This window comes from Parasphingorhabdus sp. (assembly GCF_036963705.1).
Taxonomy (GTDB): Bacteria; Pseudomonadota; Alphaproteobacteria; order Sphingomonadales; family Sphingomonadaceae; genus Parasphingorhabdus.
On record NZ_JBALUT010000103.1, the window covers coordinates 1 to 6,422 of the forward strand.

The following is a 6,422-nucleotide window of genomic DNA, read 5'->3' on the forward strand; positions in this document are numbered from 1 at the left end:
CTTGCAGCTCGCTGATGACCCGGTGCTTGTCTTCGGGTGACACATTGGCGTGGATTTCATCAATGCCAATCATCTTGCCAACTGCTTGCGCAGTAGCCTCGGCATCCCCGGTTAGCATAACCACCCGGATATTGTCTTTATGTAGCGCTTTGATCGCCTCTTTCGTGGTCGGCTTGATCGGATCGGCGACACCGATGAGACCAGCAGGTTTACCATCGACAGCCACAAACATCACCGTTTGTCCCTGCGATCGGCCATCCTGCGCCTTGGCAATCAGCTCCGTGCTGGTGGCACCAAGCCGGTCCATCATTTTTTCATTACCGATGGCAACGCGCTTGTTCTTCACGCTGGCTTCGACGCCTTCGCCTGTCACTGACTGAAAATCGCTCGCAGCCTTAAACGAGAGACCCTTTTCTTCTGCGCCCTCCACAATCGCGGCTGCCAGCGGGTGTTCACTTGCCATTTCAATAGCGGCAACCAGCGCCAGCATTTCGTCGCCATCAAAACCATTTTCAGGTTCGACCGAAACCAGCTTGGGCTTGCCCTCTGTCAATGTCCCGGTTTTGTCGACGACGATGGTATCGATCTTTTCCAGAGTTTCGAGCGCCTCGGCGTTCTTGATCAAGATACCGTTTTGCGCGCCCTTGCCGGTGCCAACCATGATAGACATCGGAGTGGCAAGGCCAAGCGCACAAGGACAGGCGATGATGAGGACTGCGACTGCGTTGACCAAACCATAGGCCAGCGCCGGTTCTGGACCCCAAATCGACCATATAATGAATGTCGCAATAGCGATCAGAACCACAGCAGGCACAAAAAGGCCCGCAACCGTATCAGCAAGTTTCTGGATAGGCGCACGGCTGCGCTGCGCTTCGGCGACCATCTGGACGATTTTGGCGAGAAGCGTGTCTTTACCCACGCGTTCGGCGGTCATGATAAAGCTGCCAGTCTGATTGACTGTGCCGCCGGTGACATTATCGCCTTCGGCCTTGGCAACCGGAATTGGTTCGCCCGTGATCATCGCTTGATCAATCGTACTTGAGCCCTTGGCGATAGTGCCATCAACAGGAACCTTCTCGCCTGGACGAACACGCAGACTGTCACCGCTCTGCACTTGATCGAGCGATATCTCCTCTTCTGATCCGTCCGCACCGATGCGCAACGCGACTGGCGGTGCCAACTCTAGCAGTGCGCGCAACGCACTTGATGTCTGTCCGCGCGCTTTCAGTTCCAGCACTTGGCCCAATAATACTAGGGTCGTAATGACAGCCGCTGCTTCGTAATAGACAGCCACACCGCCATCATGACCGCGAAAAGCAGCCGGAAAGATATCTGGAAACAACGTAGCAACCAGACTGAAACCGTAAGCCACCGCCACGCCGAGCCCGATTAGCGTAAACATATTGAGATTCATGGTTTTGAGCGAGTTCACGCCGCGCACAAAGAATGGCCACGCGCCCCACAAAACGACTGGTGATGCCAGCAAGAGCTGCAACCATTGCGACACTCCCGGCGAAAATAGCCCTGCAAACGGTTTGCCCGGAATAAGGTCGCCCATGGCATAAATAAACAGCGGGATGGAAAACACCGCACTGACCCAGAAGCGCTTGCGCATATCGAGATATTCGGGATCGGGGCCGGTATCGAGACTAAACGTCTCCGGCTCCAGTGCCATCCCACAGATCGGACAGGAACCCGGCCCTTCTTGGCGGATTTCCGGATGCATCGGGCAGGTGTAGATCGTGCCCGCGGGAACATTTTCTGCTGCGTCTTGATGCTTTCCGGTGAGGTAATGATCGGGCTGAGCGACAAATTTGGTTTTGCATCCGGCTGAACAGAAATGAAAATCCAGCCCGTCATGCAGTGCATGATGCTCACTCTTGCTCGGATCGACATCCATGCCGCACACGGGATCTTTTACGGTCCCGGCAGAAGCCTCTTTGTCTTCGCAACAACATGATTTGGCAGTCCCGGCATCATGCTTCGACATGATCAGCACCTGCAACCTTACGGCTTATCCACGCGCGCAGGGGGATAACCAACAGTGCAATATACCAACCATAAAGAAAGCTGCCGACCGCCCCTGCAAGAAATCCCTGCAAAGTCAGCCATTCGAAACCCGGCAACCAAGGTGCCCAAGCTTCATGCATGTGCATGGATTGCGGTGCCAAAAGACCGAAGCCAATGCAGATGAGGTAGCTGAGAAGCAAAAACAGGCTCAGCGTCCAGCCCCAGACAAGGATTTGAGTGCGGTTTGAAACATGCGTCATTTCTAGCTCCTCTTGATCATCAGCGGTATATACTATAGGGGGGTATAGTAACATGATGGTTTAGTGTCAAGGTTGATGCGGCCATCTCTTTCGATTGATCACGCTCCAAAATTTGGCATAAGGACAACATGACAGACAAATTCACCAAAGAAATCGTGCGGATGCGAAAGATCGAAGGTCAGGCACGCGGAATAGCTAAAATGATGGAAGATGATCGCTATTGTATCGACATCCTCCAGCAATTCTCCGCAATGGAAGCCGCCCTGCGCTCTACCAAAATGAAAATTCTGGAGATCCACACCAATCATTGCGTTGAGGAAGCGCTGACTTCAGGCAGCAAGGCTGACCAGAAAGAGAAAATTGCCGAGTTGGTAAACTTGTTCGGCAAGATGGGAAAATAGGCGGCCCGAAGCCTCGCAAAGCGAAGTTCCGAGCCGATCATATGCTTATTCAGGTGCCTCTTTCTTGGGCTCCATTTTGCTATGATCCATCTTCGAATGGTCCATCTTTGAATGATCCATGGGTGGTTGCGCTTGGTCATTCGCTTCAGGCGCTGGCATTTTAGAATGATCCATCTTGCTGTGGTCCATCTTGGAGTGATCCATCATCTGGCATGACATTTTGCCATCAGCATCCTTCTTCATCATGCCGGACATTTTCTTGCCGTCTTTCATCATTTCACATTTATGCTCGCCGGACTTCTCGGTACCATGTTCATGAGCCAACAGTGGTCCCGCTGTGATCGATGCAAAGCTGCTCATTAAAATTGCAAATTTAGTCATCGTATTTCCTTTCGGGGGCTGGAGTGATTAATTGTAACTGGCAAAGACGAGCTGGCCGCTCTCGCCAAAAGCGATCACCTGATAAGGCTGCGTCTGATTTTGATATTCCATCCCAGGTGAACCGACAGGCATTCCCGCAACGGCAAGGCCTTTCACTCCGGCAGGCTTTTCCCGCAGTAATTTGGCAATAGCTTCGGCGGGAACATGCCCTTCAATGACATATCCCTCAACAATCATGGTATGGCAGGATCGGAGCGCCCCCGGCACACCATTTGCGTCTTTAACAGCGGCCATATCATTGCTGTTTCGTGTTTCGACGTCCTGCTTCATATTCGTTTCAATATGCTCGGCCCATTTTTCGCAGCAGCCGCAGCCGGGATCGCGAAACATGACAAGAGGGGCGGCTTGTGCAGCGCTGGTGCAAGCAGCGAGCAACGTGAAAAGCGCCGATGCCAAAAGCGGCTTTTTCTTCAGTTTGCGGATATGATTGAACATTTTATCTTTCCTCTAGTTATTTACGATCCACGCACTCAATTTGGAGCTTGGCCTATTTAGAAATTCATATGATTCAGACCGCCATGCATGAAAGTGCCGCCCAGAAACGCTTGAATCAGCACGCCGATCGTCAATAGGCCCAGCAAGACGGCGAACAGTCTTTTTTCGCTGCGATTGTGGTGAAAACGGCGTAGCCCGGCCCATGCCAACAACACCGATCCGATTGCGACGGTCATTCCTAGATAGCGATGCGCGGTGAGGATGAGATTGCGGTCGTAAAGATAAAAACCACCAGCAAACCATCCAAAAAACGCTGCGGCTACTGCACCCAGGGCACCAATGACGAGCATAATTCGCGCTGCCGAACGCCAGTCAGGCTTGCCGCGCGCAACACCGAATGCTTCGGCTGCAAACGCAGCGACGATCATGGCGATTGGAAAATGGATCACAACTATATGCAGTTTACCAAGCCAGATGAACAGGCGCTCACCAAAGCTCGCACTACTATTATCTGCCGCTTCGCTATGATCCATCATGCCTCCATGGCCGTCACCCATACCCTCTAAGTGGTTGCCTTCCGGCGCCACGGGGGCTAATCCATCGGGTATCATCGGCATCGTGCCATCATCCATCATATCCTGCATATCGGCGTTCTGCGCAGCTTCACCGGCTCCGTTAGCCTTTTCATGATGGTCTGCGCCAATTCCTGGACCAGCGCCCATCTCGGTCGGATCGCCGTGCGCAAAAGCAGGAACGCTGAGCGAACTGACACCAAGTGCAATGCACATTATAAATGTGCGAAACTTTATAATCGGCATCTCAGCCCTTCCTGTCAAAAATTTAAAGTCGCGCATTGCCGTTTCCTTGATGGCGGCTAATCAATAATACGCAGCCATAATGGCTGCCCCTCAAAAATAATTTCGAGGGCAAAGCTGTCCAGCATGCGTATAAAGAACGGAAACGACAAACGGGACAATATCAATGCCGCTATCAGACACGAGACTTGACGAGATGCTAGACAGCTTACGCGCTACTCAATTTCCTGAAGCGCTGGCGAGCGATGACGGTTTCCACAACGATGTCTGGCTCCGCGTCGGCGAAATGAATAGCGGCCGCCTTTCGCGCCAGAAAAGTCTGCTGGCAGTGCTCATGTTCGTGACCGCGCTGGGCGCGGGGTTTGGAACGGCCGAGCAGCCTGCGATGGCTATGAACCAAACCAACCCTTTGATTGGCGGTGCGGATTACTCGCCTGCCAGCCTTCTTCACGTTTCACAGTGACGGTGATGAGTATATGAAAATCGGACCTTTACAAATTATCCTTCTCGTCCTGCTCGCGCTTGGTGCAGGCTGGCTCGGTTCCCTCGGTGCCAAGCACTGGAGTCAAAGTGAAGACCAGAATGTCGGGGTCCACAGCTTCGTTCATGAAGAGCTTGATCTTGATCAGGCACAAGAGACGCGGCTTTCAGAGCTGGAAGGTGATTTCTCGATCAGGCGGCAGGCTTTGGATCTCGCGCTTCGATCGGCCAATGCCGATCTCGCCGCTGCTATCGAAGAAGAGCATCAATATGGCCCCAAGGTTTCCAAAGCGATTGAAGCGGTGCATGTCCAAATGGGACTTTTGCAAAAAGCTACTGTCGAACATCTCTTCAAGATGCGCACTTTGCTAAATCCCGCCCAGCAAAAGGCGTTTGACGAGCGGGTATCAAATTCTCTGACCGCCGGGTCTTGAGTGCGAAAATCGAAGTCCGACGCGCAGGTTCCAGAAAATGCGCTCATCGCAGAGGCTGCAAAAGGTAGCAAAGCTGCATTCAACCGTGTGATGAACCATCAAGCGCCCCGGCTGCAAAATATCGCGCTCAGAATGATGGGCAACAGTTCCGATGCGGAAGATGCCGTTCAAGAGGCACTGGCCGCTGCCTGGTTTAAGCTCGCCAGTTTTGATCTGTCGCGGCCGATTTCTCCGTGGCTCACTCGTATCACGGTCAACAAATGCCGCGACCTTTTGCGCAAACGCCGGATCAGGCAGTTTTTTGAGTTTCACAGCGACAAAGATGCTGGCTTGATGATAGCTGATGATGCACCCGGTCCAAGTGCAGAATTGCAGGCCCGACAGGCGCTTGAAGTCATGCAAAGAGAGATCACCAGACTACCGGCGGCATTGCGTGAGCCATTTGTTCTGGTCACTTTTGGCGAGAATAGCCAAGCCGAAGCAGCGCATATTCTCGGAATATCAGAGAAAGCCGTCGAAACGCGAATTTACCGTGCCCGCAATCACCTGCGAGAAATTGCTGCAAAATTTGAGGGGTGATCTGCTCGCCTGCGTAATGAAAAGTAACGATTACACGTTTTGGAGCTAAAAAATGATTGAACTTGATCGGCGGCACTTGCTGTCTGGGTCCCTATCCGTAGGCGGCGCTCTGGGCGCATCGGCGCTATTTCCCAGCTGGGCAAGGGCCGCGTCGTCATTGCCCAACAGCCGCAAAGGCCTTGACGAGCTGAGCGGAGACCAGATTGACCTTGCCATCGGCAAGACCAATTTTGCAGTCGAAGGCAGAAGCGCGCAGGCGGTCACCATCAATGGTACCCTTCCAGGCCCTTTGATTAGACTGACAGAAGGCCAGAACGTTCGTCTGTCCGTGACCAACAATCTGGAAGAAGATAGTTCAATCCATTGGCACGGCCTACTTGTCCCCTTTCAGTTTGACGGTGTGCCTGGCGTTAGTTTCCCTGGCATCAAGCCGGGCGAGACTTTCCATTACCAATTCCCGATCCGGCAATCGGGAACATACTGGTATCATAGCCACTCAGGCACTCAGGAACAGGACGGACATTACGGACCGATCATTATTGAACCCTCAGGCAAAGACCCGATCAC

The 6,422-nt window shown here is 52.8% G+C and carries 10 protein-coding genes; 5 read left to right on the plus strand and 5 right to left on the minus strand.

Annotated elements, in window-relative coordinates:
- Both V7680_RS14540 and V7680_RS14545 read right to left on the minus strand, forming a co-directional pair.
- Positions 1–1,900: heavy metal translocating P-type ATPase (locus tag V7680_RS14540; RefSeq protein WP_335653987.1), on the minus strand; the 1,900-nt coding region annotated here is incomplete at its 3' end.
- A gap of 76 nt (positions 1,901–1,976) precedes the next feature.
- Positions 1,977–2,270 (minus strand): hypothetical protein, encoded by a 294-nt coding sequence (locus V7680_RS14545; RefSeq protein ID WP_335653988.1) that lies wholly within the window; start codon positions 2,268–2,270, stop codon positions 1,977–1,979.
- Between the two features lie 128 nt (positions 2,271–2,398).
- Between V7680_RS14545 and V7680_RS14550 the strand changes: the two genes are divergently transcribed.
- The gene (locus tag V7680_RS14550) at positions 2,399–2,671 is read left to right on the plus strand and encodes a metal-sensitive transcriptional regulator (RefSeq protein WP_170010591.1); all 273 of its coding nucleotides are present in this window, start codon (positions 2,399–2,401) and stop codon (positions 2,669–2,671) included.
- Between the two features lie 45 nt (positions 2,672–2,716).
- Here V7680_RS14550 and V7680_RS14555 read toward each other — a convergent pair whose 3' ends face one another.
- Genes V7680_RS14555 through V7680_RS14565 form a run of 3 tightly spaced genes read right to left on the minus strand, consistent with a single transcriptional unit; the run spans position 2,717 to position 4,401 of the window.
- On the minus strand, positions 2,717–3,052 hold the full coding sequence (locus V7680_RS14555; RefSeq protein ID WP_335653989.1) for a hypothetical protein: 336 nt from the start codon (positions 3,050–3,052) through the stop codon (positions 2,717–2,719).
- A gap of 27 nt (positions 3,053–3,079) precedes the next feature.
- Complete coding sequence (locus tag V7680_RS14560) at positions 3,080–3,547, minus strand: DUF411 domain-containing protein (RefSeq protein WP_335653990.1); 468 nt, start codon at positions 3,545–3,547, stop codon at positions 3,080–3,082.
- A gap of 56 nt (positions 3,548–3,603) precedes the next feature.
- Positions 3,604–4,401, minus strand: a complete 798-nt coding sequence (locus V7680_RS14565) for a DUF2231 domain-containing protein (RefSeq protein ID WP_335653991.1) — start codon at positions 4,399–4,401, stop codon at positions 3,604–3,606.
- 127 nt (positions 4,402–4,528) lie between these two features.
- On the opposite strand from V7680_RS14565, the gene V7680_RS14570 reads away from it, so the two are divergent.
- The 4 genes from V7680_RS14570 to V7680_RS14585 form a co-directional block, all read left to right on the plus strand.
- The gene (locus V7680_RS14570) at positions 4,529–4,825 is read left to right on the plus strand and encodes a hypothetical protein (RefSeq protein WP_335653992.1); all 297 of its coding nucleotides are present in this window, start codon (positions 4,529–4,531) and stop codon (positions 4,823–4,825) included.
- A 13-nt stretch (positions 4,826–4,838) separates the two neighbouring features.
- Positions 4,839–5,276, plus strand: coding sequence for a periplasmic heavy metal sensor (locus V7680_RS14575; protein WP_335653993.1), 438 nt, complete (start codon positions 4,839–4,841; stop codon positions 5,274–5,276).
- A complete protein-coding gene (locus V7680_RS14580) occupies positions 5,277–5,855 on the plus strand; it encodes an RNA polymerase sigma factor (protein WP_335653994.1) in 579 nt (192 codons plus the stop codon). It begins immediately after the preceding gene.
- A 52-nt stretch (positions 5,856–5,907) separates the two neighbouring features.
- Positions 5,908–6,422, plus strand: a 515-nt coding sequence (locus tag V7680_RS14585) for a multicopper oxidase domain-containing protein (protein ID WP_335653995.1), incomplete at its 3' end; no start/stop codon positions are given.

Excerpts from the sequence above, each read along its gene's own strand:
- V7680_RS14555 (WP_335653989.1), bottom strand. The coding sequence starts at position 3,052 with ATGACTAAATTTGCAATTTTAATGAGCAGCTTTGCATCGATCACAGCG.
- V7680_RS14545 (WP_335653988.1), bottom strand. The coding sequence starts at position 2,270 with ATGACGCATGTTTCAAACCGCACTCAAATCCTTGTCTGGGGCTGGACG.
- V7680_RS14570 (WP_335653992.1), top strand. The coding sequence starts at position 4,529 with ATGCCGCTATCAGACACGAGACTTGACGAGATGCTAGACAGCTTACGC.
- V7680_RS14550 (WP_170010591.1), top strand. The coding sequence starts at position 2,399 with ATGACAGACAAATTCACCAAAGAAATCGTGCGGATGCGAAAGATCGAA.
- V7680_RS14575 (WP_335653993.1), top strand. The coding sequence starts at position 4,839 with ATGAAAATCGGACCTTTACAAATTATCCTTCTCGTCCTGCTCGCGCTT.
- V7680_RS14560 (WP_335653990.1), bottom strand. The coding sequence starts at position 3,547 with ATGTTCAATCATATCCGCAAACTGAAGAAAAAGCCGCTTTTGGCATCG.
- V7680_RS14565 (WP_335653991.1), bottom strand. The coding sequence starts at position 4,401 with ATGCGCGACTTTAAATTTTTGACAGGAAGGGCTGAGATGCCGATTATA.